The organism is Cupriavidus sp. USMAHM13 (assembly GCF_001854285.1).
GTDB lineage: Bacteria > Pseudomonadota > Gammaproteobacteria > Burkholderiales > Burkholderiaceae > Cupriavidus > Cupriavidus malaysiensis.
Genome location: NZ_CP017751.1, coordinates 1,445,687 through 1,470,350 on the forward strand (window position 1 = coordinate 1,445,687; position 24,664 = coordinate 1,470,350).

Annotated in this window: 19 protein-coding genes and 1 pseudogene; 9 read left to right on the forward strand and 11 right to left on the reverse strand. The window is 66.5% G+C overall.

Features of this window, described 5'->3' with window-relative positions:
- Positions 1 to 3 precede the first annotated feature (3 nt).
- From BKK81_RS06375 to BKK81_RS36970, 6 genes and pseudogenes are all read right to left on the reverse strand, one after another.
- The gene (locus tag BKK81_RS06375) at positions 4 to 1,374 is read right to left on the reverse strand and encodes an AMP-binding protein (RefSeq protein ID WP_071011447.1); all 1,371 of its coding nucleotides are present in this window, start codon (positions 1,372 to 1,374) and stop codon (positions 4 to 6) included.
- The gene (locus BKK81_RS06380) at positions 1,374 to 2,120 is read right to left on the reverse strand and encodes an SDR family NAD(P)-dependent oxidoreductase (protein ID WP_071011448.1); all 747 of its coding nucleotides are present in this window, start codon (positions 2,118 to 2,120) and stop codon (positions 1,374 to 1,376) included. The genes BKK81_RS06375 and BKK81_RS06380 overlap by 1 nt, the downstream gene beginning before the upstream one ends.
- Before the next feature lie 9 nt (positions 2,121 to 2,129).
- On the reverse strand, positions 2,130 to 2,468 hold the full coding sequence (locus tag BKK81_RS06385; RefSeq protein ID WP_231907987.1) for an acyl carrier protein: 339 nt from the start codon (positions 2,466 to 2,468) through the stop codon (positions 2,130 to 2,132).
- Positions 2,469 to 2,648: 180 nt separating this feature from the next.
- A pseudogene (locus BKK81_RS35955) lies at positions 2,649 to 3,088 on the reverse strand (transposase); the annotation flags it as partial.
- Between the two features lie 78 nt (positions 3,089 to 3,166).
- Complete coding sequence (locus BKK81_RS06395) at positions 3,167 to 5,179, reverse strand: polysaccharide biosynthesis protein (RefSeq protein WP_071011449.1); 2,013 nt, start codon at positions 5,177 to 5,179, stop codon at positions 3,167 to 3,169.
- Between the two features lie 1,046 nt (positions 5,180 to 6,225).
- Positions 6,226 to 6,840 (reverse strand): LuxR C-terminal-related transcriptional regulator, encoded by a 615-nt coding sequence (locus BKK81_RS36970; RefSeq protein WP_083383978.1) that lies wholly within the window; start codon positions 6,838 to 6,840, stop codon positions 6,226 to 6,228.
- 1,058 nt (positions 6,841 to 7,898) lie between these two features.
- Here BKK81_RS36970 and BKK81_RS06405 point away from each other — a divergent pair.
- The 3 genes from BKK81_RS06405 (at position 7,899) to BKK81_RS06415 (ending at position 12,582) form a co-directional block, all read left to right on the forward strand.
- Positions 7,899 to 8,741, forward strand: coding sequence for a transcriptional regulator (locus tag BKK81_RS06405; RefSeq protein ID WP_156811155.1), 843 nt, complete (start codon positions 7,899 to 7,901; stop codon positions 8,739 to 8,741).
- 208 nt (positions 8,742 to 8,949) lie between these two features.
- A complete protein-coding gene (locus BKK81_RS06410; RefSeq protein WP_231907988.1) occupies positions 8,950 to 11,589 on the forward strand; it encodes a bifunctional diguanylate cyclase/phosphodiesterase in 2,640 nt (879 codons plus the stop codon).
- Between the two features lie 393 nt (positions 11,590 to 11,982).
- Positions 11,983 to 12,582, forward strand: a complete 600-nt coding sequence (locus BKK81_RS06415; RefSeq protein ID WP_071011454.1) for a PAS and helix-turn-helix domain-containing protein — start codon at positions 11,983 to 11,985, stop codon at positions 12,580 to 12,582.
- A gap of 245 nt (positions 12,583 to 12,827) precedes the next feature.
- Here BKK81_RS06415 and BKK81_RS06420 read toward each other — a convergent pair whose 3' ends face one another.
- Positions 12,828 to 13,247 carry a hypothetical protein gene (locus BKK81_RS06420; protein WP_071011455.1) on the reverse strand — a complete coding sequence of 140 codons (420 nt, stop codon included), beginning with the start codon at positions 13,245 to 13,247 and terminating at the stop codon, positions 12,828 to 12,830.
- A gap of 516 nt (positions 13,248 to 13,763) precedes the next feature.
- On the opposite strand from BKK81_RS06420, the gene BKK81_RS06425 reads away from it, so the two are divergent.
- Together BKK81_RS06425 and BKK81_RS06430 are read left to right on the forward strand one after the other, a co-directional pair.
- Positions 13,764 to 14,273 (forward strand): GDP-mannose mannosyl hydrolase, encoded by a 510-nt coding sequence (locus tag BKK81_RS06425; RefSeq protein WP_071011457.1) that lies wholly within the window; start codon positions 13,764 to 13,766, stop codon positions 14,271 to 14,273.
- Positions 14,274 to 15,239: 966 nt separating this feature from the next.
- The gene (locus tag BKK81_RS06430; RefSeq protein WP_071011459.1) at positions 15,240 to 15,923 is read left to right on the forward strand and encodes a hypothetical protein; all 684 of its coding nucleotides are present in this window, start codon (positions 15,240 to 15,242) and stop codon (positions 15,921 to 15,923) included.
- 210 nt (positions 15,924 to 16,133) lie between these two features.
- Here BKK81_RS06430 and BKK81_RS06435 read toward each other — a convergent pair whose 3' ends face one another.
- From BKK81_RS06435 to BKK81_RS06445, 3 genes are all read right to left on the reverse strand, one after another.
- Positions 16,134 to 16,487: a MarR family transcriptional regulator gene (locus BKK81_RS06435; RefSeq protein ID WP_071016156.1), complete on the reverse strand. Its 354-nt coding sequence runs from the start codon at positions 16,485 to 16,487 to the stop codon at positions 16,134 to 16,136.
- A 289-nt stretch (positions 16,488 to 16,776) separates the two neighbouring features.
- Entirely contained in the window at positions 16,777 to 17,580 is an 804-nt protein-coding gene (locus BKK81_RS06440) for a hypothetical protein (RefSeq protein ID WP_071011460.1), read from the reverse strand.
- Between the two features lie 573 nt (positions 17,581 to 18,153).
- Positions 18,154 to 18,516: a hypothetical protein gene (locus BKK81_RS06445; RefSeq protein ID WP_071011462.1), complete on the reverse strand. Its 363-nt coding sequence runs from the start codon at positions 18,514 to 18,516 to the stop codon at positions 18,154 to 18,156.
- A 553-nt stretch (positions 18,517 to 19,069) separates the two neighbouring features.
- On the opposite strand from BKK81_RS06445, the gene BKK81_RS06450 reads away from it, so the two are divergent.
- From BKK81_RS06450 to BKK81_RS06465, 4 genes are all read left to right on the forward strand, one after another.
- Entirely contained in the window at positions 19,070 to 19,993 is a 924-nt protein-coding gene (locus BKK81_RS06450) for a glycosyltransferase family 2 protein (RefSeq protein WP_231907989.1), read from the forward strand.
- A gap of 62 nt (positions 19,994 to 20,055) precedes the next feature.
- Positions 20,056 to 21,264: a glycosyltransferase family 2 protein gene (locus BKK81_RS06455; RefSeq protein ID WP_071011463.1), complete on the forward strand. Its 1,209-nt coding sequence runs from the start codon at positions 20,056 to 20,058 to the stop codon at positions 21,262 to 21,264.
- A complete protein-coding gene (locus BKK81_RS06460) occupies positions 21,261 to 22,556 on the forward strand; it encodes a lipopolysaccharide biosynthesis protein (RefSeq protein ID WP_071011465.1) in 1,296 nt (431 codons plus the stop codon). Before BKK81_RS06455 ends, BKK81_RS06460 begins: the two co-directional genes overlap by 4 nt.
- The gene (locus tag BKK81_RS06465) at positions 22,553 to 23,656 is read left to right on the forward strand and encodes an acyltransferase family protein (protein ID WP_071011466.1); all 1,104 of its coding nucleotides are present in this window, start codon (positions 22,553 to 22,555) and stop codon (positions 23,654 to 23,656) included. The genes BKK81_RS06460 and BKK81_RS06465 overlap by 4 nt, the downstream gene beginning before the upstream one ends.
- Here BKK81_RS06465 and BKK81_RS06470 read toward each other — a convergent pair.
- On the reverse strand, positions 23,628 to 24,644 hold the full coding sequence (locus BKK81_RS06470; RefSeq protein WP_071011468.1) for a capsular biosynthesis protein: 1,017 nt from the start codon (positions 24,642 to 24,644) through the stop codon (positions 23,628 to 23,630). The genes BKK81_RS06465 and BKK81_RS06470 overlap by 29 nt on opposite strands.
- Positions 24,645 to 24,664 lie beyond the last annotated feature (20 nt).

Genomic DNA, 24,664 nt, shown 5'->3' on the forward strand with positions numbered 1-24,664 from the left:
CACTCACGGGCAAAGCGACTTGAGCAGTTCCGCGTACTGGACCTTGCCCGAGGTCGATAGCGGAAACGCCTCCACGGTGTGCACTCGGATGGCCGACCGGTGCAGGCGGTAGCGGGCGCTCACGTGTGAACTCAGCTTTTCCTTAATGTCCTCGGCGGCACCACGGACGGCAACGACAAGAAGGTCATCGCGACCGGTCACCGCGACATCGTAGCGGTCTTCACGCAATTGTTCCTCTACCTCGTCCAGCCCGATACGATTGCCGAAAACCTTGATGAAGCGTTTGATCCGGCCTACCACATGGAAGAAGCCATCTTCATCCCGCGTAGCCAGATCACCGGTCAGCAACACGCCTTCGTGAAGATCCGGCTTTGCCAAGTCTTCCACCTCGCTCGCGTAGCCCATCATGACATTCGGGCCGGAATACCGTAGTTCGCCAGTTTCGCCGATCGCCTCGACTACGCGACCATCTTCCCCTACAAGTTCCAGCTTGCCACCTGGAATTGGGATACCGATAGACGATGCCTTTTCCGGCAGTTTCTGAGATGGCACATAGGCCATGCGAGCCGTGGCCTCGGTTTGTCCATACATGACGAAGAAGCGCTGGCCGCGCGAGGTCGCCAGTTCGCTGAACCACCTCACCAGTTCGGGAGCGAGGCGCCCGCCGGCCTGCGTCATCGTGCGCAGCGATGGCAACTCCATACGCTCGAACCGCAACTGCTTGAGCATGGCGTAAATCGTCGGTACACCTGCTAGGCTCGTTGCACCATGCTCACGGAACATGTCCCAAAATTTGCGTGCCGTCACAGGCTGACCGGTCAGCAGGACCGTTCCGCCCACGGAAAGATGGCTATTCAGTACGGACAAGCCGTAGGAGTAATGGATTGGCAGTGACGTGATGGGGCGCTCATCATCGCCGAGCTGCAAGTACTGTGCAATCGAAGCCGCATTGGCATCCAGATTCGCGGCCGTTAGCTTGACCAGCTTCGGCGAGCCTGTACTGCCCGACGTGGAGAGCAAAACGGCAACATCGGGATGCACTTGCGGCGAAGGCTGATCCTGAGACACCCACCGCCCTGCGGCATCGTGCACGTAAGCGACCCGAAAGTGTCTATACAGGCGTTTGCGTAACTGCTCGTCAAGCTGCGCGTCAACTAACAACGCCGGATAGCCACCGCGCAGTGCGCCGAGATACGCGGAGACCGATGCGACTGTGTTCTCGCACTCAATGGCGATCAGAGTGCGCGATGGCAAGATCGCATCGGCGAAAATTTCATCGGCTCGTTGCGCCAGTTGCGCGTAGCTCAGGATCAGTCCATCCTCCAGTATCAGAGATGGACGATCGCCATATGACTGCAGTCTGTTGGCAAACATCAGATTAGCATCCCGCCATCAACGCCAATAGTTTGTCCCGTTACATAAGACGCTAGATCGGACGCAAGGAAGAGCGCCACCTTTGCGATTTCCTCAGGGCTGCCGACGCGGCCCATACGAACTGACGCCACACGCTCGGCAAACTTCTCCGAGCCGATTGAGCGGGCCATGTCGGTATCGATGAAACCCGGAGCAATGGCATTGACGCGAATGTTTTGCGGAGCCAATTCCTTCGCCAGCGATTTCGTAATGCCGATGACTGCTGCCTTACTACCCGCGTAAACTGCTTGGCCAATGTTGCCATTGGTACCAATAATAGACGCCAAGTTAATAATGCTGCCTTGCTTGTTGCGTGCCATCAGGCGGCTTGCGTACTGGGCGCAATACAGGACACCGAAGGTGTTCGGCTCAAACACTCTATGAATCTGAGCCTGGGTCACCATACTGATCAGAGCATCGTCAAGCACGCCGGCATTCGAGACGAGGACATCAAGCCGCTTGGTTTGCTTAAATAGCGCCTGGAATGCATCGCGGACGCTTTCTGGGCTTGCCACATCGAGTGGCACGATCGTCGCCTGTGCGCCTGGTACCGCGGCTTCAAGATTGCTTTTCGCGGCTTCCAAGTGCTCAACGGACCTGCCCGAAAGCACCACATGTGCACCCTCTTCGGCAAACAGGCGCGCCGTGGCATATCCAATGCCTCGGGAAGCGCCGGTCACCAACGCGATTTTGTCCTTGAGCAACATGCGTGGCCCTCAGAAAGTGATATTGTATTTGGCGAGAATTTCCTTGGCCCTACCGACCGAACTCATGTCGACAATGTCATCCGTATCCATCATGATCTCGAAAGAGTTTTCGATTTCCGCGACCAAAGCCATGTGGGCCACAGAATCCCACTCAGGAATGGAGTTGTAGGTGAGCTCATCGGTCACATTCTCAGCACCAATATTGAGTGACTGGGCAAAAACGGCGTAGAGTTTCTCGCTATTGTTCATAAAGATAAAGAGGAAAGTAAAATAGGTGGCCGCTGCCTGCGGCTCCCAGTGATCGCAAGGTGATCCGCCACGCGGCGAAATCCCGCCATTGTAGAGCATTCAGCCTTTCGCCAAGGTCCAAGTTGCAGTCCCAGTGTGCCTAAAAGCTGTTGCGAAATTAATTCATACAGGGCTTTAGCTTGCTCCAGCAAATCAAGGAACGGGCAAGTGGCAGGAAGGCTTCGCGGGCACGGGCGGTCGTCCGTATCGGATCTTCAGGCGTCTGAACGAGTGGAGTCAAGCAATCGAGCGCTCCACGACCCAGCACGTTCTGCCGCGTCGACTGCCTCGAAGGGAGGCGATCTTGGCAAGCGCGGGAGTGAAGCGGTGCCCACGCAAGCACTGACGACGTGGGTCGGAACTGTAGCCTTGGTCGCCTTGGACTATCTTCGGCTTACGCAGCGGACGTCTGCATCTTCCGCAAATGGGAGGAATTATCTCAACCAGCGCGACAATTTGCGTGATGTCGTAGCTGATATGGTGTCGGAGCCACAGCCTATCTTTTGCAGAAGAGGGTCCCAATTGATGCCAGAGCGCTAAACGGAAACCATGCCAGCCAGCACCGCTCGATCTGGCGTTGCCGGATTGCGCCCTGTCTATCGGCGGTTGCGCGGCGCTCGCGCCGGCAGCAGCAGTTCGATGAGTGACCACAGTTCGTCGTCGATCAGTTCTCCGGCCATCGCTTCCTGTCAGGCGGACAAGGCAGAAAGTTAGTTAATGCCGGCTCGCAGACCATTTGGATAATTTCGCGACAGCTTCTAAGCTGCCTGATTTGCTTCCACCGTGCGAGCAACACGATTACTTGCTACGGGGCTCTCGAACCTATTTAGTCCAATCGGCAGCGGGGCCAGAACAGGCGTCGGCTTGCTCCGCACAGGCTTCGCCACACGACCTTCCAGCGACGAATACGGCGCATACTCAGTCACCAACGCCTGCACCATCGTCTGGATCTTCAGCTGATCCCGGCTATCGCAAGCCGCAAACAGTGCCGCCAGCTTGTCCTGCAGTTCCGTCTCAGACAAGCGATGTTCGCGCGAACACATGATCCGTTCATGCGAGCTCGGCGTGACCTCTCCACCGATCAGCAGTTCTTCATAGAGCTTCTCGCCGGGACGCAGGCCCACCACCTTGATCTCGATGTCGCCGTGCGGGTTGTTTTCCGTCTTTTCGCGCAGCCCGGACATTTCGATCATGGTGCGTGCCAGGTCGACGATGCGCACCGGTTCGCCCATGTCCAGCACGAAGACTTCACCGCCCTTGGCCATGGCGCCGGCCTGGATGACGAGCTGGGCGGCTTCGGGGATCAGCATGAAGTAGCGGATCACGTCCTGGTGGGTGATGGTGATCGGCCCGCCGTTCTGGATCTGCTGGCGGAACAGTGGCACCACCGAGCCGGAGGAGCCGAGCACGTTGCCGAAGCGCACCATGGAGAAGACGGTGCGGGTGTTGCGGCGCGCGGCGGCGGCCTGGAACACCAGTTCGGCGATGCGCTTGCTGGCTCCCATCACATTGGTGGGCCGCACGGCCTTGTCGGTGGAGACCAGCACGCAGGTTTCCACGCTGTAGCGGTCGGCGATCTCGGCCACGACGGCGGTGCCCAGCACGTTGTTGCGGATGCCTTCGGCCATATTGCTTTCGACCAGGGGCACGTGCTTGTAGGCGGCGGCGTGGTAGATGGTGTCGACGCAGTTGCCTTGCACTGCCGATTCCACCGCTTCGCTGTCGCAGACGGAGCCGATCTTGGCGACCAGGCGCAGGTTGGGGAAGCTGTGGCGCAGTTCCTGCTCGATGGTGTACAGCGCGTACTCGGAGTGGTCGAACAGCACCAGCCTGCGCGGTCCCTGGCTGGCGATCTGGCGGCACAGTTCGCTGCCGATGGAGCCGCCGGCGCCGGTCACCATGACGGTCTTGGCGTGCGTGCACTTGGCGAACAGGCGGTGCTCGGGCGGTACCGGTTCACGGCCGAGCAGGTCTTCGACCTTGATGTCGCGGATGGACTGGGTGGTGATGCGGCCATCCACCAGCTCCAGCAGCGTGGGCAGCGTGCGGACCTTGATGTGCAGCGCGCGCAGCGAGTCGACGATCTGGCGGCGGCGGCCGGGCGAGCTGGAGGGCAGGGCGAGCACGACTTCGTCGATGCTGCGCCGGTCGATCTGCTCGGCCAGCTTGCCGGCGAAGTGCACGGGCAGGCCGGCCACGATCTTGTTGTTGAGGCTGGGATCGTGGTCGAAGAAGCAGACCGGGGTGTAGTCGCTGCTGGCGCGCATGGCAATGGCCAGCTGGAAACCGGCTTCACCGGCGCCGAAGATGGCGATGCGCTTGGCGGCGCCGGCGTCGCGGGCGCTGGCCGGTTGCAGGCGCAGCAGCGAGCGGGCGAGCAGGCGCGAGGCCACCACGTAGGCGAAGGCGACGAACCAGTAGATCAGCAGGCCGGTGCGCGGCAGCGCTTCGCTGCTGATCAGGAAGGACAGGCTGTAGGTACTGAGCAGCAGCGTGCCCAGGCTGACGCCGGTCACCCACAGGACCTTGAGGTCCATGTACCGCACCACGGAACGGTAGAGGCCGCTGAGGTAGAAGACCGGCAGCGTGAGGGCGGCGATGATGAGCGGCGGCATCAGGCCGTACTGCTGGACGAGGTCGAAATTGCCTCGGCGCAGCACGAGCGCCAGCATGAAGCACAGCGGCAGCGCTATCACATCGGCGGATACCATCAGCGCCATCTTCTGGGGCCGTGGCAGGTTGATCAGTCGCGAAATCAGCATATGTAGCATACCAGTCACTCCGCTGTGGCCTGGGAAGACGCCAGGACGCCATGCGGTTGCCGGCTGGGAACCCGGGCGGTGGTCTGGTCCGCTGTGTTACCGAGTTCAAGGTTCATTGCGAGCTCCTAAACGTCCCTGCTGCCGCTTGACCCGGCGACAGCTGGTGGATAAAACCCCCCGTTTAAGAAAAGGGCGAGAAGTCAACTTCTTTGCCCGATCTGTCATACCGCTCTTTCGGATGGCGATAAGACAATAATGTCATTTTTATCAGATTCCGAATCATAGAGAACAGGGGTACATCACGCAATCAGGCGTTGGCGTTCCCGTACCCCACATGGGATGGGTTTCCGCTAGGTTTTGCCCTGCCGGGGCTCGGAGGATTCCGATTCGGAGGGCGGGCAAGTCGCTGCGCCTTGTCGAATTGGCGCTGTGTTGGGCGGCTTTCCGCAATGGTCTGCAGGGGTTCCGGGGCGGCCGGATTGCTTGCGATGGCGTGCTGCGCAGCCGTTGCCTCGAGATGCCGCGGTTGGCGGCTTGGGCGTGGGGGCGGGATGCGGGGCGGCGGGTGTGCCCTGGTATCGCCGGCGCAGGACCGGAGTTGAGGGCCGGCGCCGGGTGCGGGCAGCCGTGCTGAGCCGGGCGAGGCCAGGCGCGCGGGCGTTGGCGGCTCGGCTGCAATAGCGAGCGACGCATATCGAGGCCTGCGCAAATGGCAAGGATTTTTTTAAAGAATTCGGGGGGGAATAGCGGGGCGGCGCATGTCGGCTGCCAACGCGTGATTCGCGTCCACGTGGGGTGGCGGCTCGCCTGCTACGCGGTGTGTGCCTGCGGTGCCTGCCGTGTTTGTCGGATGTGTGTCAGATGCGTGTCAAATGTGCATCTGATGTGCGTGCGACGCGCGGATCGGCCATGGGGCGGGACGATCGCGTGCGGGGCCGCGAGGGATGTGAGGGGGCGCGTGGCGATCGCGCGCAGGCCGTAGTGCTGCTAGCAGCTGTGGCAGCTGTAGCGGCTGTAGCAGCCGTAGCGCGGGCCATCGGATGACCCAGGCGTGCTTACGGTTGGGTCTTGTCCATCCGCTGCACCAGCGAAATTACCTCGAACCGCGTCTTCACCCCGAGCCGCTTCAGGATCTCCGAGACGTATTCCTTCACCGTGTAGATGGACAGCCCCATCTGCTCGGCGATCTGCTTGTTCGGCAGGCCATCGATGAGCCGGACCAGTACGGCCAGCTGGCGGCCGGTGAGGCCGAACTCCGGCAGCTTGCCGTCGTGCGCGGGTGTGGGCGCGGGCGGCGTTGGCGCCGGATCGTGTGCTGCCGCGCCGGGTGTGGCACTGCTGTCTTCATTCGTCAGCAGGGCCATCAGCTGCTGCGCGTGGCGCAGTGCATCGCCGCGCTTGCGCAGGCCCAGCCGCTTCAGCGTGGCGGCGACGTGGTCCTTGGTGGTGTTGGCGGTCAGTCCGAGCTGGCGGCCGATCAGCTTGTTCGATTGCCCGGTGAGCAGCAGTGCCAGCACGGCGCGTTGGCGTGGCGTCAGCTTGGCGATGGCGGATGCGGTGGGTGCGGCAGGCACGGCAGGCGCGGTAGGCGCGGCAGGTGCCGGGACGGGCGGGCTGGAACCGGTAGCTGGGTAGGAAAGGGCGTTGCCTGGCGGGTCGTTCGGATTCATCTGCCTGCGTGCGCCATTCTCGTCGGGGCCTGTCTCCGATCATTGCGGATAGGAAATGGCAGGGGGGCGGTTCCGACGGATGGCTTGTCGTTTTCGGCATGAAGCCGGCGTATATCAGGAGGCTGCGTTTCTGAGTTTATGTATTTATGTTAATACAATTATGGTCGTGCTGGATGACTGGGTTGATGTGTAAATAGTGGCCTATGCTTATCTTGCTGCTTTGTTCTGGTTTTCCCGATTGAGCAGCCGACGTTTCTTACCGTTTTGCCGCGCCATGTTCGGCGGAGGTATTCCGTGCCATCGGCGTGATGCGCCGGGGACGGAAACGGATGGTGTGAGCGGCAGATTGTCGCCGACCGCTGCCTTTCGGCCGGCCGGATGGGCACCGCCTCGCAGGTGTCGTTCGCCAGGGTGTCGCCGGCTGGTGTGGCGATGCCCCGCTGTGCATAGGTATTAACCCTGGATTGTAATGGGGGATTGCTGCGTTGCGCAATGACAGCCAATGCGCGTTGGCGTGGCATCCAATGCAACGCTCGCCGGGCTGCCGCACCGCTGGATGCGGTTCCGGGCGCATTGCCGGGCGGGGTTGGATTACGCGGCTGGGCGGTGCTTCCCCGGTCCTGGTGCATGCCGTCTTGCACGCGCGTGGCGGCGATGTTTCCGCTGGATCGATGCGTGTTTCCCACAGGCGCTTTCCCGGATGGACAGGGCATGGATGGCGCCTGTCCGTGCGGTGGGCCGCCATTCAGGTGGGCAAATGTCTATATATTCGGCGCTTTCCCCTATAGGAGGGGTTTTGGTTTCCCTGCCGGGGGAGGGACATTCAGCTTGCGCCATGGCGGAGTTCCATTTCAGGCACAGGTGCGGTGCAGCAATGGCGGAGCCCTCAGGCCGGTGCGGACGCGCAGTGGCGCGTACCCACCGGAAAGAAGGGCAGGCGCGAGGTACGGGGTGATGCGCGGGACATATTCAGTGCCGGTTGGGGCCCGCGCAGACAACAATAAAGCGATTGCCGCGTCGATGTTCCGCGTGCACGCAATAACAACAAGATGGAATAGATGCAAGAGACTCAACTCGCAGCCCGCGAGCGGGAGGAGTTGGACAGGGCGTTCGCGTCGTTCGTGGGCATGGAGGGTGGCAATCCGGCCGCCGCCATCTGGATCTGCGATGTGGCGCCGCTGATCGCTTCCGTCCCGCTCGAGGTTGCGTTGCGGCCGCAGCCGGAACCGGGGGCTTGGGACTTGGCGTTCCGGCGGCGCCATGCGCGTTGGCTGCCCCGCTGGCAGACGCATCTGCGCGTGGCGCGCGTGCTGGCCGCCGCGCGGGCGGCGGCCCTGCACCCGGGGCGCAGCCACGTCAGCGCGCAGGCGTATTTCGAGCACTACCTCTACCGGCCCGGTGGCTGGGACTTCAAGCTGAACCTGTTCCCGCTGCCGGAGCGGCCGGACCCGGTGCAGTCGTGGAGCAAGACCTTCCGCGACCAGCCCTGGCTGCGCGTGAAGTCCGACTATGCGCGCCTGTGCCGGCTGGGCGGGCGTTTCCGCTTCATTGCCTCGCTGCGGGAGCAGTACCGCCCGCGCCTGGTGCTGTGCCTGGGGCAGCGGCATGCGCGCGACTATCTGCGCGCCTTCGGTTTCGAGGGCTGCGAGCGCGCCGAGGCCTGGCTGCAGCCGGCTGACACGATGCGGCGCCTCGATGTGTACGAGCACGGGCAGACGGCCCTGGTCTTGAGCCCGCCGTTCGGCGGACCGCAGGGCTTGAGTTCCGATGTCCTGCTCGATGCGCTGGGCACCTTCCTGGCCAGGTGGCTGCGGCCGGAGGACTTTCCGGCGCTGGCGGGCGCGGACGGCAGCGGGGCGGGAAGGTTGCCGGCCGGGCCGACGGGGCCGGCCGGAACCTAGGTCGCCGGTCGCCGAGGGGCCGGGCACCGCGGTTGCCACGGCCCCCCGGACAGCGCGGGCGCGGCATGGCGCATGACCTTTGCAGCACCGCGCGTGTTGTGCGCACGCTCGCGGTGACGGCAACGCTTGTTCGCGGCGCCGACCTCGGCTAGCCTCTTTGCAGAGCCTTCCTCCTTCCTTCCTCTCATTTCACCGCTGCGAACCTGACTTGACGCGATACCGTCCGATCTTTCTTAGCGGTGCGGCGCTGCAGTCCCTGCGCCGGCGCTTCCCGCCATTGAACGTGGCGGCGGCGGCGTGGCTGGCCGTCACCTGGGCGTTCGCGACCTTCCAGCTCGATGCCGAACGTGAGCGCCTGCTTCAGAGCGCGGCCATACGTACCAGCGCGGAGGCGCGGGCCTTCGGCGTCTACTCGAATTCCAGCATCCTGCGCCTGTCCGAATTCCTGCTCGACCTGCGCGCCAGCTGGGCGGCCGGCCCCGGCGTATTTGTCCAGGTGGTGCGCGAACGGCAGAACCTGGTAAGCGACTTGTCCTTCCAGGTGTCGGTGATCGACCGGCAGGGGCTGCTGCTCTATTCATCCATGGCGCCGGTCACCGACCGGGTGGACCTGAGCGACCGCGAGCACTTCCGCGTGCATCGGGACGCCGGCGGGCGTGACGAACTGCATATCAGCGACCCGGTGAAGGGCAAGGTGTCGGGCAAGTGGTCGATCCAGTTCACCCGGCCGATCTTGCGCGACGGCGCCTTCGACGGTGTCATCGTGGTCTCGGTCAGCCCCGAGCAGTTCGCCGGCTTCGCGCAGACCTTGAGCATCCGCCAGGACGAGGTGGCTGCCATCATCAAGAATTCGGGCCAGGTGCTGGCCCGGGCGCCGGCCATCGAGGGCAGCTATTCCAGGCCGGTGCGGGGCCGGCCGTTCTCTGCCAGCGATGCGCCGCTGGCGGGCAACTACCGGGCCGTATCCGGGTCGGAGGGCGTGGAACGGATCTTCGGCTACTACCGTGCGCCCGAGTTCGGCCTGAATTTCGTCGTGGGCCAGTCCATCGAAGCGGTGCTGGCACCCTACCGCGTCTATCGCCGCGTGGCGCTGGCGGGCGCGCTGGCCTCGACGCTGCTGCTGGCCCTGCTGTATTGGAGCCTGCGCCGCTCCATGGCGGAGCGCCGGCGCCACCTCGAGGAGATGCGGCTGGCGTCGCTGGTCTACGCCTCGAGCAGCGAGGCCATGGTGGTGACCGCGCTCGACGGCTCCATCGTCGATGTCAATCCCGCCTTTGCCTCGGCCACCGGCTATGCCGCCGCCGAGGTCAAGGGCCAGCCCGGCCGCATCCTGGCCGGCGCCGGCAACGATGCCGGCATGCTGGAGCGCCTGCGGGAGACGGTCGCGGCGCGCGGGCGCTGGAGCGGCGAGGTGGCGATCCGCCGCAAGGATGGCAGCGAGTTTCCGGCCTACCTGGCCATCGACACCTTCCTGGCCCATGCCGAGGGCGAGCGCCGCCGCGTGGCCCTGATCCATGACATGACCGACAAGCGCCATGCCGAGGAGGTGATCCGGCATCAGGCGAACTTCGATGCGCTGACCGACCTGCCGAACCGCCGGCTGTTCTTCGAGCGGCTCGAGCAGGAGATCCGCCAGGCGCGCCAGGCACGCGAGGCGCTAGCGCTGCTGTTCATCGACCTGGACCGCTTCAAGGAGGTGAACGATACCCTCGGGCACGACCACGGCGACCTGCTGCTGCAGGAGGCCGCGCGCCGCATCGCGCAGGCGGTGCGGGCGAGTGACACGGTGGCGCGCCTCGGCGGCGACGAGTTCACCGTGATCCTGCCCAACGTGAGCGATCCGGCCGTGGTCGATCGCATTGCCCAGGCGATCCTGGAGCGCATTGCCGCGCCCTATCCGCTGGCGGGCGAACTGGTGATGGTCTCGGCCAGCATCGGCGTGGCCACCTATCCGCGCGATGGCGAGAGCGCCGAGACCCTGGTGGTGCGCGCCGACCAGGCCATGTTCGCCGCCAAGGCCGAGGGCCGCAACCGCTGGAAGGTCTTTACGCGCGCGCTGCTGCAGGCGGAGAAGGAGCGCCTGCGCGTGACCGGCGATCTGCGCGTGGCGCTGGCGGAGAAGCAGTTCCTGCTGCACTACCAGCCCGTCGTCGACCTGCGCACCGGCAGGGTCTGCAAGGCCGAGGCGCTGATCCGCTGGAACCATCCGCTGCGCGGGCCGATCGAGCCGGCCGATTTCATTCCCGTGGCCGAGGAGACCGGGCTCATCATCGAGATCGGCCAATGGGTGCTGGGGCAGGCGCTGGACCAGCTGCCGCGCTGGCAGGCGCTGCTGGGGCGCGGCTTCCAGATCTCGGTGAACAAGTCGCCGGTGGAGTTCCTCGCGCCGCCCGGCGCGCCCGATACCTGGTCCGACATGATCGCGCAGCGGCAGGTGCCGGTCGGCGGCCTCGTCATCGAGATCACCGAGGGCTCGCTGATGTCCCAGGATGCCGATGTCATGGACCAGCTTTCGCGCTTCCAGGCGGCGGGCATCGAGATCGCCCTCGATGATTTCGGTACCGGCTACTCCTCGCTGTCCTACCTGCGCCGGCTCGACATCGACTACATCAAGATCGACAAGTCATTCGTGCGCGCGCTGACGCGCGGGCCGGACGACGTGGCGCTGTGCCGCGCCATCATCGGCATGGCGCACGCGCTGCGCATCCGCGTGATCGCCGAGGGCATCGAGACCGCGCAGCAGCGCGACATCCTGCTGGCGGCGGGCTGCGACTACGGACAGGGCAATTACTTCTGCCCGCCGGTCGAGGTGGGCACCTTCGAGGCCTTCGCCGCTGCGCTGACCTGAAGGCCTGACTGATTCGACGGCCTGATTCGACGGCCTGCTTCGACCGCCTGCTTCGACCGCCTGCTTCGACCGCCTGCTTCGACCGCCTGATTCGACCGCCTGATGGGATGGTCCGGGCTCGCTTGGTCTGACCCGGTCCGACCTGGCCTGACCTGCCGCGGACCATTCGCGCCGGCCCGGCCATGGGGTGGGCATCTATTGCCATACCCCCGACATCCCCTGCGAAAATTCTCACTCTACCCTCCTGCCGGAGGGTTCGGAAGCGTTGCGACGCAGCATCGGTTCCGCACAGAATGTGCGCAACAAGAGAGGCGTTACCCGGGCCGGAAGGCCGTGATGTCTTGGCCGTATGCTTGCGCGCGACTTTGACCACGACACGACCACGACACGACCATGAGCCTGCTTGAGTGCCGCAGCAGCATCATCCCGGACCTGGCGGATCTTCTGCCCGATGCCGTCTTCCTGGTGGAAGAGACCGGCCGCATCGCGTACGTCAGCGCCGCCAGCAGGACGGTGCTTGGTTATGAACCGGCGGAACTGGTCGGCCAGCGCGTGATCGACCTGGTGGTGGCGCGCGACCGCGACAAGACGCGCCGCGAGGCCGGCGAGGTGATGGCGGGCAAGCTGCGCGTGGGCTTCGAGAACTGCTATGCGCACAAGCGCGGCAGCGATGTCCATCTGTCATGGTCGGCCCGCTGGCTGGAGGCGGACCGCCTGCGCTTGGGCGTGGCGCGCGATATCAGCGCGCTGCGGCGCGCCGGGCCGCTGGAGCGGCTCGGGCGGTTGGCCGAGGGCAAGCCCTTGGCGCCGCGCGAGCGGGAGATCCTGGCCTTGCTGCTCACGGAGGCCACCGAGAAGCAGATCGCCGACCAGCTCGGCCTGGCGTTCTCGACCACGCATTCGTATATCACCGCCATCTTCCGCAAGTTCGGTGTGCGGGGACGCGCGGGGCTGATGAGTCTGTGGCTGCAGCAGGACGCGGCCGTATCGTAGCGGCCGCAGTGTGCGCAGTGTCAGTCGTGTGCGCAGTGTCCGTGGTGCCAGGCTTGCCGGCGGGCGCCGCCGTGCCGCCGTGGCACATGCAGAGGAGGGAGGCCGCGCCGCGGCGTTCCCGTCAACGAAACAACCGCAGCCAGATCAGGGAGGGGAGATTGGAAAGCATTGTGCCGTCTCGACTGGCGACGTGGTTGGCGGGCGCTCGGCCGCGCTCGCGTTGCCGGCGGCTTCCTGGCCATCGCCTAGAACGAGGTGGTGAGGCGGCTGAGCTGCGCTTCGATACCCATGAACAGGTGGCCCAGCACGCGCCAGGCCAGTTCCTTGTCCTGCGCATCGTCGCGGCCGAAGGCCCATTGGAAGCTGCCGTCCGAGTCGATCGTCATGGCGCCGTGCTGGTTGAGGTAGACCGTGAGCACGACCGCCTTCTGCAGGTCGCCTTCGCCCAGCTTGCGCAGCCACGAGAACGTGACGATGGAGACGAAGCGGCTGTTGACGAAGCCGTAGGACGTGTCGATCAGCACCGTGCCGTACACCGTCTGCAGCGCGAAGCAGCGGAAGCTGTCCGCTTCGAAGTCCTGCCCGGGCTGCGCCACGGCAGCCAGTTCGGGGTCGGCGAGCGCCTTCTCGAGGAAGTCCTTGAACTGCTCGGCGTATTGATTCAACAGGACAGCCGTCCTGGCATTCGCGTGCGCCGCTTGTCGGCTGTCCAACCGGTAAGGAACCATCTTCCGTTCTCAAGGCAATGTGTGACAGGGCTGCATTCTCGTGTCGAGCTGCACAAGACACATCCCCACCTTGGTGTGAATTGGAACCGCCGGGTGGCATCGCGGGCCTGGCCGGCCATCGTGCCCGAACCGCGCGCGGCTGTCGCCCCTCTGATTAGTGGGGTGTGGGTGGACCCCGCCTACGCTATGCTCGGTCGCCGGCTGCGGTCGACGCCCGCGGCGGCCCTGCGCCATTCTGGTGCGGCGTGGCGGGCGGGCTCGGCACGCCTGGCGTGGCGTTGGGGGAGCCCCCATTTGGGGGCTGCGCAATGTGCGAGCCGTGGCAACAATGCCAGCAATGTCATAAATTCAAGACAGGATCGGCGCGCCGTGCCGGGGCTACGCGGGGCATGCGCGGGGCGGCCGCGCGTAGGTTGCCAAGGCGAAAGGTGCCAAGCGAAGGTATCGGATGTCATGAACAAGAACAAGAACGAACCGTGGCTCGCGGCCGAGGTGTTCCGCCAGGCCGTGGCGGCCCTGCCGCTGGTTTCCATCGACCTGCTGGTCGAGGACCATCTGGGCCGCTTCCTGCTGGGTCGCCGCAGCAATCCGCCGGCCCAGGGCAGCTGGTTCGTGCCGGGCGGACGCATCCGCAAGGGCGAGCGCAGGCTGGAGGCGCTGCGGCGCCTGCTGCAGGAGGAACTGGGCCTGGCACCGGACGCGGTGCCGGCGCAGGAGCTGGAATTCCGCGGCGTCTACGAGCACTTCTACGACATTAACTTTGCCGGCGAGGCCGGTAATCCGACGCATTACGTGGTGCTGGCCTATGCCTTGCGCTGGCCGGGCGGGGATGCCGCGCTGCCGCTGGCGCAGCATGGCGCCTATCGCTGGCTGACCGCTGAGCAGGTGCTGGCGGATGACGGTGTGCATGCGTATGTGAAGGCGTATTTCGCGGAGCCGGGCACGTCGGGCCAGCCGGGTTGATTGGTCGAGCAGGTCGATCAGCTCGCTGAGGTCGATCAGGTCAGCTGGGTTTGTCAGCTTGGTCGGGCCGGTCGCCGTGCCGGGTAGTCCAAGCGGGCTATGGTGCCTGCGGAGCACTTGCGCAATCATGCAGGGGCTCGCGGCCATGCCGCCCGACGATGACAGGCGCCGATCCCGGCGGCGGCAAGGCCGCGCGCCGGGATGAAAGGACAAGGAGGAGGGAGGGGCGGCAAGCGCGAGTGCGAGGGAGTACCCGCGCGTGGGAGAGCCGGCGATGACCGGCGCGCCAGGTGGAGACAACAAGCAGCAACAAGCAGGAAGGTGGAAGGAAAAGCCCGGCAGCATGTCGACCGCGTCAGAACACAGCCTGGACAAAGGCGGGACAAAGTCGAAATGAAGTCAGGGGAAGCGAAAGTCAAGCTCGGGACCAGCGGTCCGACGCAGCAGCGCGGGGCTGGTGTCCTGATTCTTGAATTCGTTGCAGCACTTGGTCTGTCGAGAAGACCTGCGAGGCTGGGAACGAAGCGCAGCAAGGCTGGAGCCTTGCGAGCGCATCGTGACGATGCATCGCATGGCCCGATCGACGGACTCGGGGCGGATTGTGTCAACGGATTCGGGATTCAGGACACCAGGTAAAGCTGCTGTAGAAGAGGCCGCGGTCCACAAGAAGTTGGGAACTGCATAAAAGAGAAAAGAGGCTACGGGACGCTGGCCGACAGCGCTCGAATGAGGGTCATGCAAAGGTTGGGTCGCATGCAGCAAAATCAATTTCCGGTGTTTAGCCGTGCGGAGCTAGACAGCGCATTTGCATCATTCACGGGGATGGAAGGTGGTAACCCAGAGGCTGCCCTATGGGTGTGCGATGGCGCGCCCCTGTCCACCGGTATGCCATTGGCGGATACCTTCCAGTCGCGCCTGACAGCGCCGGCGTGGGACGCGGAATTCCGACAGCGTCACGCGCGGACGATGTCGCGCTGGCAGACGCATTACCGTATCGCGCGCGTCATGGCGGCGGCACGGGCGTCGACGTTGCCACCGGGGCGCAGTCCGATCGACGCGCAGGAGTATTTCGCGCGCCATCTTTATGCGCCGCATGGCTGGGATTTCAAGCTGAATCTCTATCCCTTGCCGGATCGGCCGGACGCCGCGCAGCCCTGGACCAGGACCTTCGGCGAGCAGCCGGAGTTGCGTTCCAAGGCGGCATACGTGCGCCTGTGCCGCGAGGGCGGACGTTTCCGCTTCCTGGGCGCGCTGCGCCGCAAGTACCAGCCGCGCGTGCTGCTCTGCCTGGGTGAGCGCTACCAGCGCGATTACCTGCGCGCCTTCGGCTTCTGGGGCATCCTGCCGCAGGAGGCCATCCTGCAGCCGGCCGACAGGCCGTGGCGATTGCAGGTCTACCAGCACGAGGGGACGGCACTGGTGCTGACGCCGTCCTTCGGCGGCGCCAATGGCTTGAGTTCCGACGTGCTGCTCGACGCGCTGGGCACCATGCTGTCGCAGTGGATGCGTGCGGAGGACTTCCCGGCCTGCCGGGGCGTGACCCTGGACGCCGCTGCCGCCTCCGGCACCACGGCGCTCGATCGGCTGGTGGTCAGGACCGCATCGCACGGCCACAGCGCGGCGCGCGCCCTTCCGCTGGCCGTGGCCTGAGCCGGCGCGGCGCCGCCGGGCGCTGCCGGGTGCAGGGGTGGGGCGCGGACGGTGTGCGGGCTCGAGCGAGCTCGCACACCGTCCGCGCCTGTCTGACATTGCTCCGTCGGGGTAGGCGGCCTATTCTGCGGCCTATTCTGTGGCCCCTTCAGTGGCTTCTTCGGTAGTGGCTGCCTTGGCAGCCGCGTTCCCCGCTCGGGGCGCCGGCGCTTACGGCGTGCCGGTGCCGGCCGCCGCCACCAGGCAATCGGACAGCTTGTCGAAATAGCGCAGCGCGTCCTGTGTCAGCTCGACCTGCTTGCGTCGCGCATCTTCCGTATCGCTCAGGGTCACCCAGCCTTTGTGCCGCATCGACTTCAGCCGTGTATGCACGGTGGCCGGCGAGCCCAGTCCCGCCGTGGCCATGATGTCGCGCACGGACAGGCGCGTGCGCTGCTGCTGCGCGCGCGCGACCTGCGAGAGGATGCGTTCCTCCAGCGGATCCAGCGCCGGCAGCGAGGGCAGGCTGCGCAGCGTGTCGGCGAGCTGGAGGAAGCGGAGGTAGATGTCTGCTGGTCGGGTCAAGATGTCGTCGTCCTTATCGGCCACCGACACGGCAATCCGCTGCGTGCGCTCGGCCTGCATCCGGGCTGCATTGCCTGCATGCAGGAAGGTGGCTGGCCAGTCGACTTGCGCGGGCGGGCCGCATTCTACGTCATCGTGCGTAAGGTTCAGAGGCGTGCTGCTGATGCGCTGATGCGCTGATGCGCCCGTGCGAGGGCATCGCCTCGGGCGGCTTCGTCAGCGTGCCGGCGCCGCGCGGTCGCCTGTTGTGACGCCGGGCATGTCGCCTCGACTGGCGGCCAGGCAGGACTCAGGCCGCCTTGAGCAGCAGCGCATAGTCGTCTAACGGCTGGAGGGCCGGTTCGGTGGACAGTTCCAGGTCCGTTGCGTCGAGCGAACGTGCCAGGTAGCGGCCCAGGGCTTCGAGCAGGACGTTCGAGCTCAGGCCGCTGACGCCGGCCAGCGGCGGCGCCAGCACCAGCGTGGTGCCTTCATGGCGGTACACGCGCAGCGATCGGGCCTGGTCGGCCGGCTGGATGACCGCATCTTCACCGCTGACGCCATGGAAGCCGAACGCCTGCAGGAACAGCTCCGGCACGCGCGAGCCGGTGCAGACCACCAGCTTGGGGCGCATCCGCCGGCGCAGGGAAGCGATGAAGCGGAAGCGGGCGCCTTGGCTGCACAGGTCCCGGTAGCGCTGGCGCGGCGAGAGCGGGACGCACTGCTGGTAGGCGTCCCACAGTGCCTTGTGGTTGCCGCGGGCCGGCAGCGGGAACAGGCTGAGGCAGAATGCGTTGCCTTGCTCGGCGTAGAGATCGCGGAAGAAGTAGTCGACGGGATCGATGGCGCCGGTGGGAAGCTCGCGCACCACCTCGGTGGCCGCCGCCAGGATGCGCGCGATTTTCTGGTGGTTCTGCCATTGCGGCAGCCGCTCGCGGTTCTCCCTGAGGAAGGCCGCATTCCATGCCTGCGGATGCTGCGGCGCGCGGTACGGCGGCACGAAAGCCGGCGGCAGGTTGTGGGGGGATTCCTCGCAGAACCAGACCGCGGCTGCGGTGTTGCCGGTCATGCCAACGAATGAGGCGAAATACGCCTCCAGATCTTCCTTCGTCACACCATTCTCCTTGGCCTTCCTGCCCGCATCGCCTTGGGGCTGGCACCTGGCCTTTTTGTTCTTCCCGATGTCGCCTCCATCGCATCGTGTCCACGGACCGCGCATGGATGGAGTGCATGCTTAAATTTCGATAAATCTGTTATAAAAATTATAACACTCAAGTTGGCAGATTATGGCGTGTGGATGCCAGCTCCCGCAGCATCGTAGGGGCAGGTGGAAGGATCGAGGGCAATCCTGCCAAGCGGTTGGCGCTGTCGCACCGCCGGCGGGCAGGCGCGCTACGCAGGCGAGCCTGGGGGCTGGTGCCGTGCCGGGCGGGACGGGAAGCAGGACGTCCGCGTCCGCGCAGTCCGTGCCTTGACCGCACGGCGCACGTCAGGGCCGGTGCGGGGCTGGCGCGCGATGCGCCGCGCAATCAGGGCGGCGCAATAAGAGCGGAGCAACAAGCCGAGCAACAAGCCGAGCAACAAGCCGAGCAACAAGCCGAGCAACAAGCCGCGCGGTACACGGCGCAGGATCGTGGTGCAGGACTCCGCCTGCGCGGATCAAGGACCAGGGATCAAGGACCAGGGATCAAGAGCGGCAGCGCGCCTGCACCGTATGCTCGAGTTCCTCGCGTTCCTGCCGGCTGGCCGCGTCGGTGAGCGACCGGCCGTCCGGCATCACCAGCGAATGGCCCGTGCCATGCGGCGCGGCGGCGCTGCCGTGGGCGAGCCGGGCGCGCAGGCTTTCGCAGGTGGCATCGGAGAGGGGAGGCGGCTCGCGCAGCGCGGCAGGCGAGGTCTCCGGCGCGCTCGGCGGGTGCGGGGCGTAGCCCGCGCCGCCGCGTACGATGGCCTCGGCGATCGCGCCATCGATGGCGTGCGCGGAGTCGTCCGCGTACGCCAGTCCGGCTGCCATGCACAACATGCCCAGGATTACCGGTGCGTGCTTCATCTGGCCCTCCACAGAGTCGGGTCCGCCATGGCGACGGACGGGCGGCGCTTGCCGCGCGGCACAGTGAATCGAGTGTAGTGCATCGGTGCCGCGCGCGGAAATGCCGCGAAGTAGGGGGGGCGAGGGCGGAAGGCGCGTGTGCTGGCTGGCGGTGCGCCGGCCGTGCGGCCGTGGCGGCACTCGCCGGCCGGCCCGGCACGGCCCTCAAGTCTGTTCCGGTTTTGCCGTTAGACATAGTGCGCGGCCTGGCGGCTGCGCGTGCTTGGACACTTTCCTTGTGCCCGCAGTGATGCGGGCACTGTTTTTTTGTGCGCCGCTTCCGTACAGCGGTATCGCGGCGCCGCCGTGTCTCCGGGCCGCCCGCTGGCACGAGGCGCCTCCTGGCAGTGGCGCATTTCCCATCCCCTGGGGCGAGGCCTGGTATGCGCTGCCGGCGCAGGCGCCATGCTACATTACGCGGATTCGACGCACGGGGCGGATGGTTCCACGCAGCAGGCCGCAGGAAGCGGGCTCGGGGAACACGGGCGCGGGGCACAGTTATGGAGGGCTTGCGATGATGGACCGGCCACGGTTGAGCGTGTGCATCGCTACCTATCGGCGCGCTGCCTTGCTCGATGCCCTGCTCGGGGATCTGGCCGCCCAGACGCATGCGCCGCAGCAGATCGTGGTGGTGGACAACGATCCGCTCGGCAGCGCCGCCGACGTGGTGGCGGCCTGGCAGCGCCGCTGGCCCGAAGTTGCCTGGGTCTATCAGATCCAGCCCCAGAAGAATATCTCCCTCACGCGCAATTGCGCCGTCGCCCTGGCCGATGGCGCCTGGCTTGCCTTCATCGACGACGATGAACGTGCCCCGCCGCGCTGGCTCGAGGCGCTGGAGGCGGCGCGCGACCAATACCAGGCCGACGGCATCCTGGCGCCGGTGGTGCCCGAGCTGCCGCCGCACGCGCCGGCCTGGGTGCGGCGCGGCAAGCTCTACGACGATCCGCATATGGCGAGCGGCACCATCGTGCCGCACAACGTGATGCGCATCGGCAATGCGCTGCTGGCGGCCGCCTGGCTGAAGCGCATCGACCCGGTCTTCGACCCGGCGTTCGGCCTGACCGGCGGGGAAGATGGCGATATGCTGATGCGCCTGGTCAATGGTGGCGCACGCATCGTCTGGTCGGAGGAGGCGGCGGTGACCGAACCGGTGGCCGACGCGCGCATGCAGGTGGATTGGATCCTGAAGCGCGCCATGCGCGGCGGCCAGGATTTCGCCCGGCACTTCCGCGCCGGCAAGCTGGGCGGCCGGCCGGGTGCCTTGCGCAGCCTGCTGTTCTATGCCCGCGCCGGCGCGCAGGCCGCCCTCTCCGCGGGTTTGGCCTTGCTCACGCTGCCCTTCGGCCGCCATCATGCTGTCTACTGGCTCGCGCGCTGCAGCGCCAACGTGGGCAAGCTGTCGGTGCTGGGCGGTTGGCACTATCGTGAGTATGCGTAGCGGTGTATGCGTGCGCATGTGCGTAGCCCGTCGGTGCCCGACTCCCTTTTGAACCGTTCCCCATGACGCTGACGCTCCTGGTCCCGCTGTTGCTCCATGCCCTGCTCGCATGCCTTGCCCTGCCGGTGACGCTGGCGACGGTCTACCTGGGCACGCTGACCCTGCTGTCGGCCCGGCTCGCGCGCCCGCAGCCGCGCCGGCGCAGCCTGCGCTTCGATGTCCTGGTGCCCGCGCATGACGAGGCGGCCGTGATCGAGCGCACGGTACGCAGCCTGGTCGCGCTGGATTGGCCGCGCGAAGGCTTCCGCGTGATGGTGATCGCCGACAACTGCACCGACACCACCGCGCAGCTGGCCCGCGATGCCGGCGCGTGGGTGATCGAGCGCAGCGATGACGTGCGGCGCGGCAAGGGTTATGCGCTGGAGTTCGGTATTGCGCGCAGCGCCGCGGATGGCGTGGCGGATGCGGTGGTGGTGGTCGATGCCGACACCGTGGTGACGCCCAATCTGCTGGCGGCCTGCGCGGCGCGCATCGAGGCCGGGGCCGAAGCGCTGCAGGTACGTTATGGCGTGCTCAATCCCGACGATTCGGTCCGCACGCGCCTGATCACGATTGCCTACGCCGCCTTCCACGATGTCCGCTCGCGCGCGCGCGAGCGCCTGCGCGCCTCCTGCGGCTTGCGCGGCAACGGCATGTGCCTGACGCATGCGCTGCTGCGCCGGCATCCTTTCCAGGTGTATTCGCTGGTCGAGGATCTCGAGTACGGGATCCTGCTGGGCCTGGCGGGCGTGCGCGTGGGCTATGTGGACGAGGCCAGCGCGGATGCGGAGCTGATCAGCGGCGGCCGTGCCGCGACGACCCAGCGCCAGCGCTGGGAGGGCGGCCGCCTGGCCGTGGTCCGTGCCTACACCGGACGCCTGCTCGCCGATGCCTTGCGCCGCCGCAGCTGGATCTCCCTCGAACTGGCCTTCGATCTGCTGACCCTGCCGCTCGGCTATATCGGCCTGCAGATCGTGCTGCTGCTGGGCGCCAGCGTGGCCGTCCAGCTCTGGCTGCCGGGTGCCGGCTTCTATCGCTGGGGCGTGCTGGCCGTCGCGCTGCTGGCCGTGCTGACGCTGCATGTGCTGCGCGGCTGGCAGTTGTCGGGCCTGGGCGCGCGTGCGCTGTGGGACCTGCTGCGCGCGCCGGCCTTCATTCTCTGGAAGCTGTGGGCGCTGCTCAGGCATCGCGGCAATGCCCGCTGGATCAAGACCGACCGGGAGTCCCGATGAGCACCGCGCGTTTGCCGGCGCTGCCGCTGGCCAAGCTGTTCGGCAGTTCGGTGGTCGACCAGGCGCTGCTGTCGGCGGCCAACTTCGCCGCGGGGCTGAGCCTGATCCGCTATGCGTCCGAGGTGCAGTACGGCTACTACATCCTCGCCTTCAACACGATGATGCTGCTGACGACGCTGCAGGGCACCTTCATCGGTACGCCGCTGGTGATCCGGCTGCCGGGGCTGTCGGAGGTTGAGCGGCGCCAATGGCTGGGCAGCTTGTGGCGCGACCAGCGCCGCCTGGGCATCGCCGCCGGCCTGCTGGCGCTGCTGGTGGCGGGCGGGCTGTGGGCCTGGGGCCGGCTCGAACAGCCGATCCTGCTGTTCGTGGCGATCCCCTTCGTGCTGGCGGCGCTGTACCGCGAGTATTTCCGCGGCGTGCTGATGATGTACCACCGGCCGCACGCCGTGCTGCTGGCCGATACCTGCTATGTGGCGGTGCTGCTGGCGGGATGCTGGCTGGCCATCCACTCGCCGTTCGCGGCCGCCATCGTGCTGGTGGCGTCGACGGTCGGCGCCATCCTGAGCGGGCGTGGCCTGGGTGCCCATCTCGGCGACGAGATCGATTGGTCGAGCCGTGGCGGGCGCCTGTACGAGATCGCGCGGGTCGGTTTCTGGGCCGCGTCGGGCGGTGTCATCTACTGGTGCTTCAACCAGGGCTACAACATGGTGGCCGCGGCGACGCTGGACCTGGCCGCGGTGGCCGCGCTGGGCGCCTCGCGCCTGATCATGATGCCGGTCAACCTGCTGTCCGCCGGGGTGCAGCGCCAGCTCACGCCGCTGGCTTCTTCCTGGCTGTACGAACACGGCGCGCGCCGGACCCTGCGCCGCCTGCTGGCGTTCTCCGCCGGCATCGGGGCGCTGACGGTTGTCTATGCCGGCCTGGCCTGGCTGATGCGCGACTGGATCTTCCTGAGCCTGATGCACAAGGACTTCCCCCAGCGCGACATGCTGCTGCTGCTGTGGAGCGTGCTGTTCCTGCTGATGGTGATGCGCGAGCCGCCCACGCTGGTGGTGGTGCTGCGCCAGCGCTTCCGGCTGCTGACCATGACCACGCTGGTCTGCGCGGTCCTGTCCCTGGCGTGCAGCTATCTCGGCATGCTGCGGCTGGGCCCGATGGGCGCGGTGATCGGCATCCTGGTGGGTGAGGTCGGTTGCTGCGTGGCGGTCGGCGTGCTGGCCTGGCGCGAGGTACGTGCCGATGCGCGCGCCAACGCAGGTGCCGACGTGCGCGAAGGAGGCGGACGATGAGTGCGGCAGCCGGTACGGCGGCGGGCGTGGCGGCCAAGGAGGCCGCGCGCGCGGACAAGGCGATGGGGTCGATCCAGTACCTGCGCGCGATCGCCGCGCTGATGGTGGTGCTGCTGCACCTGGGCGTGCAATGGCAGCGCCTGGGTTACCAGGGCGCCTGGCCGGGATGGCTTGCCGGCGGCGTGGACGTGTTCTTCGTGATCAGCGGCTTCATCATGTGGACCACGACGGCGGCCCGGCCGACCACTCCCACCGATTTCTACGTGCGCCGCATCGTCAGGATCGTGCCGCTCTACTGGCTGCTGACAATCTTGACCGTGACCATCATGCTGGTTGCCCCGCAGGCGGTCCAGAGTTCGCGCTACGACGGCTGGCATACGGTGGCCTCGTTCCTGTTCCTGCCTTCGGTGAATGCCGGCACCGGCCAGATCGAACCCGTGGTGATTCCGGGCTGGACCTTGAACTACGAGATGTTCTTCTACCTGCTGTTCGGCCTGACCCTGCGCTGGCGCGAGGGCTGGCGCCTGGCGGCCAGCGCGCTGGCACTGGGCGCGCCGGTGCTGTGGCAGGCCTGGACCGGGAAGGCCGGCGGCATCTGGCTGTTCTACACCTCGGATATCGTGCTGGAGTTCGTGCTCGGCATGGCGCTCGGCTGTGCCTACGCGCACGGCCGCCTGAATCCCGGACGTGCCGCCGGCTGGTGCCTGCTCGCGGGCGGCAGTGTGGCGCTGGCGGTGTGCGGTGGTCTCGGCATGTCGCGCCTGCTCACCATGGGGCTGCCGGCCGCCGCCATCCTGGCCGGCGCGCTGGCGCTGGAGCGCGCGCGCGCCGTGCCGCAGTGGCCGTGGCTGCAGCGGCTCGGCGATGCGTCCTACTCGCTCTACCTGCTGCATCCCATGGTGCTGTCGGCCACGGTGCAGCTCTGGCGCCGCGGCGGCTGGGTGAACGGGCTCGGCGCGCAGCTGGCCTATTCGGCCCTGGCGCTGGCGGCGGTGATCGTGGCCGCGCTGATCTGCTACCGGGGGCTCGAGCAGCCGCTCACGCGGATCTTGAGCCGGCGCCTGCGGCCCGTCACGCGAACCCGCCCAGCCGGTCCTTGAGCAGGCGCAGCAGGCGCTTGTGGCGGCGTGTGCGCAGGCGTTCGGAAGACCAGTCGACCAGGCTGTCGTGCACGTCGTAGTGGCCACGCTGCTCGGCGGGCACGTGGCCGCTCTCGACCGCCTCGACCAGGCGGGGCAGTCCGCCATAGAAGTTGGGGCCGCGATACGGCGGGTGCAGTGACCAGAGTCCCGGTGCCGCTCCCAGCATGTCGACGCGGTACAGGCCGCGCTCGCGCAGGATCCTGCCGAGCAGGCGTTCCGCCTCGATGACGTCCGGCGGGTTGCCCAGCAGGATGGACTTGAGGCGGCTCCGCGCGTTCGGCCGGTACAGCGGCAGCGTGCCCACGCGCTCGCGCAGGCGCGCCATGTCCATCATGAAGATCCGGGTGCTGACGAACTGGAAGCGATAGGCCGCGTTGCCCGCGACCTGTTCGCGCCGGGGCGGGGTGTCGCCATGGCCGAAGATGGCGAAGTCGGGGCGGGGCGGGCCGGGAAACGGGCCGGTGAGCAGCACGTCGGGATCCGCTTCCATGCAGCGGATCGCATCGTCCATCCAGGTCCGGCTGCCGCCGCCGAACAGCATGTCGCCGTCGAAGTGGGCGACATAGCGCGCCTCGGCATGGTGCAGGCCGTAGAAGTAGGCATAGAACGGGCCGCCGTCCCAGGCCTTGGCGGGCATGTCGTCCTGGCCGAAGAAGGCGCGCGCCACCTCGCGCCGCGCCTCGGGGCTGTAGTCGACCTCGATCACGTCCACCTGCCGGCCCGCCCCGCGCAGGCTCAGCGCGAGTTCGCGCAGGGCGCGCAGGTTCTCGTCATAGCGATTGCCGCGGTAGCGGCCCGAGCGGCTGCGGTAGGTGTCGATCGTGACCACGACACGCTCGACCATCGGCGCCCAGACGCGGATCTGGTGCGCGAGCAGGTGCGCGGCATGCGGATAGTCCAGCGGGTAGGTGCTGATCTGGGCGGCGGTCCGGTAGCGGTAGGTCATGCTGGGTTCCCCGGGGTCTC

Coding starts and splice junctions, on each gene's coding strand:
- BKK81_RS06375 (WP_071011447.1), bottom strand. CDS start 1,374: ATGTTTGCCAACAGACTGCAGTCATATGGCGATCGTCCATCTCTGATA.
- BKK81_RS06380 (WP_071011448.1), bottom strand. CDS start 2,120: ATGTTGCTCAAGGACAAAATCGCGTTGGTGACCGGCGCTTCCCGAGGC.
- BKK81_RS06385 (WP_231907987.1), bottom strand. CDS start 2,468: ATGCTCTACAATGGCGGGATTTCGCCGCGTGGCGGATCACCTTGCGAT.
- BKK81_RS06395 (WP_071011449.1), bottom strand. CDS start 5,179: ATGCTACATATGCTGATTTCGCGACTGATCAACCTGCCACGGCCCCAG.
- BKK81_RS36970 (WP_083383978.1), bottom strand. CDS start 6,840: ATGAATCCGAACGACCCGCCAGGCAACGCCCTTTCCTACCCAGCTACC.
- BKK81_RS06405 (WP_156811155.1), top strand. CDS start 7,899: ATGCAAGAGACTCAACTCGCAGCCCGCGAGCGGGAGGAGTTGGACAGG.
- BKK81_RS06415 (WP_071011454.1), top strand. CDS start 11,983: ATGAGCCTGCTTGAGTGCCGCAGCAGCATCATCCCGGACCTGGCGGAT.
- BKK81_RS06425 (WP_071011457.1), top strand. CDS start 13,764: ATGAACAAGAACAAGAACGAACCGTGGCTCGCGGCCGAGGTGTTCCGC.
- BKK81_RS06430 (WP_071011459.1), top strand. CDS start 15,240: ATGTCGCGCTGGCAGACGCATTACCGTATCGCGCGCGTCATGGCGGCG.
- BKK81_RS06445 (WP_071011462.1), bottom strand. CDS start 18,516: ATGAAGCACGCACCGGTAATCCTGGGCATGTTGTGCATGGCAGCCGGA.
- BKK81_RS06450 (WP_231907989.1), top strand. CDS start 19,070: ATGATGGACCGGCCACGGTTGAGCGTGTGCATCGCTACCTATCGGCGC.
- BKK81_RS06455 (WP_071011463.1), top strand. CDS start 20,056: ATGACGCTGACGCTCCTGGTCCCGCTGTTGCTCCATGCCCTGCTCGCA.
- BKK81_RS06460 (WP_071011465.1), top strand. CDS start 21,261: ATGAGCACCGCGCGTTTGCCGGCGCTGCCGCTGGCCAAGCTGTTCGGC.
- BKK81_RS06465 (WP_071011466.1), top strand. CDS start 22,553: ATGAGTGCGGCAGCCGGTACGGCGGCGGGCGTGGCGGCCAAGGAGGCC.
- BKK81_RS06470 (WP_071011468.1), bottom strand. CDS start 24,644: ATGACCTACCGCTACCGGACCGCCGCCCAGATCAGCACCTACCCGCTG.